Raw genomic sequence first — 1,764 nt, 5'->3', positions numbered from 1 at the left:
GGCGTCGTCGCGCAGTGCTTCGGTGACGCTGTGGCGTTCAAGGACGACGGCGCCGGCCGACTGGGCGTGCAGGGCCAGTTCCTCGTCGAATCCGAGGCGCGTGCGGATGAGTCCGTAGGTGGGAAAGTCGGCGACCTCGGGCCACGGCAATTCAATGGTGCGGCCGCCGGCGATGAGCCTGAGCCCCTTGTTGCGGCGCCACCCCTCGTCCTCGGCATGCGGGAGGCCGAGCTTCTGGATTTCGCGTACGGCGCGCGGAGTGAGGCCGTCGCCGCAGACTTTCTCACGCGGGAAGCTGGTCTTTTCCAGCACGGTCACGGAAATGCCCGCCCGGGCAAGGTAGTACGCGGCGGTGGACCCGGCTGGCCCTGCGCCGACTATCAGTACGTTCACAGCGTCCTTGTTAATAGGCCGGTTAGCGGGACTGATCGCCGGCTTGGCGGCGCGGCTTGATCTGGCGGCGCAGCTTGGCCACGGGAACGCTTTCCCGGTGTTCGGCTCCGGGCTTCTGGGCGCGGTGCACCGCTACGATGCCGCCGCTCAGGTTGCGGTAGTTGACGTCGGTCCAGCCGGCTTCCTGCAACCACGCGGCCAGGTGGTCCTGGTCCGGCCACGCGCGGATGGACTCGGCGAGGTACACGTAGGCGTCCGGGTTGGAGGAGACCTTGGTGGCGATGGCAGGCAGTGCGCGCATGAGGTATTCGGTGTACATGGTCCGCCAAAGGGGCACGACCGGGGCGGAGAATTCCGCGATGACCAGGCGTCCACCCGGCTTGGTGACTCGGAACATCTCAGCGAGGGCCTTGTGTGGTTCGTTGACGTTGCGCAGGCCGAAGGAAATGGTGCACGCGTCGAAGGAGTTGTCCGCGAAGGGCAGCTTGGTGGCGTCCCCGGCAACGAAGTTGATGTCCGGACGGCGGCGCTTGCCCACCTTCAGCATTCCCAACGAGAAGTCGCAGGCCACGACGTCCACTCCGGCGTCCGCGTACGGTTCGCTGGACGTACCGGTACCGGCAGCCAGATCCAGGACCTTTTGGCCTACCCGAACATCCATCGCATCCACGACGACGCGGCGCCAACGCCGGGTCTGCCCCATGGACAGGACATCGTTGACGACATCGTATTTGGGGGCGACATCGTCAAACATCGTCGCAACTTCGTCCGGACGCTTTTCCAAGGATGCTCGGTTCACCCTGCAATTGTCTCAGACAAATATGGGAAGAACTTTCGGGGCACTCCGGTCCAGGCCCGGTTCGCGCGCCGGGTTCCCGTTCCAGGTTCCGTTCCGGCCAGCGCGGCTACCGTTGCGCGCGGGAGTAATGTTGTTCCATCATGACGAGTACGCTCCGCACCTTGACAGTCCCCCTCGATGTTGATTCATCCTCCGGGGGACTGCCGTCATTTCTGGTCCGGGACGATGTCCTGTGCTGGTCCCGCCGAGAGAACGGGCTGGTGGGGTTTGGCGAACTCGCGCGCTTCACCGCTTCCGGGCCCGATCGCTTCCTCGAGGCCGACATCTGGTGGCGCCACCTCGTCATCGAGGCCGACGTCACGGATCCCCTTGAGCTCCCCGGCACCGGCCCAGTGGCCTTTGGCTCCTTTGCCTTCTCCAAGACGTCCGACTTTGAGTCCCGCTTGATCCTTCCTGAAATCGTTGTCGGTATCCGGGATGGGCAGTCCTGGCTCACGCAGCTGACGCTCGACGACGTCGAACTCACCGAGGCGGGAGCGCTCGCCACCCTCGCGGGTTGGCTCAGCGGCGAG

The 1,764-nt window shown here is 65.2% G+C and carries 2 protein-coding genes and 1 pseudogene; 1 reads left to right on the top strand and 2 read right to left on the bottom strand.

Going from position 1 to position 1,764, the window contains the following annotated elements; all coding sequences use genetic code 11:
* Both AHiyo1_RS00315 and AHiyo1_RS00310 read right to left on the bottom strand, forming a co-directional pair.
* The coding region (locus AHiyo1_RS00315) for an NAD(P)/FAD-dependent oxidoreductase (RefSeq protein WP_113990516.1) at positions 1–393 on the bottom strand (393 nt) is incomplete at its 3' end.
* A gap of 22 nt (positions 394–415) precedes the next feature.
* Complete coding sequence (locus AHiyo1_RS00310) at positions 416–1,192, bottom strand: demethylmenaquinone methyltransferase (RefSeq protein ID WP_084784263.1); 777 nt, start codon at positions 1,190–1,192, stop codon at positions 416–418.
* A gap of 140 nt (positions 1,193–1,332) precedes the next feature.
* Between AHiyo1_RS00310 and AHiyo1_RS00305 the strand changes: the two are divergent.
* Positions 1,333–1,764 (top strand): annotated as a pseudogene (locus AHiyo1_RS00305) (isochorismate synthase); the annotation flags it as partial.

The sequence above is a fragment of the Arthrobacter sp. Hiyo1 genome (genome assembly GCF_001263615.2).
Classification (GTDB): Bacteria; Actinomycetota; Actinomycetes; order Actinomycetales; family Micrococcaceae; genus Arthrobacter.
Note: the sequence above shows the minus strand (reverse complement) of the source record. Positions and strands in the feature narration are given on the sequence as shown.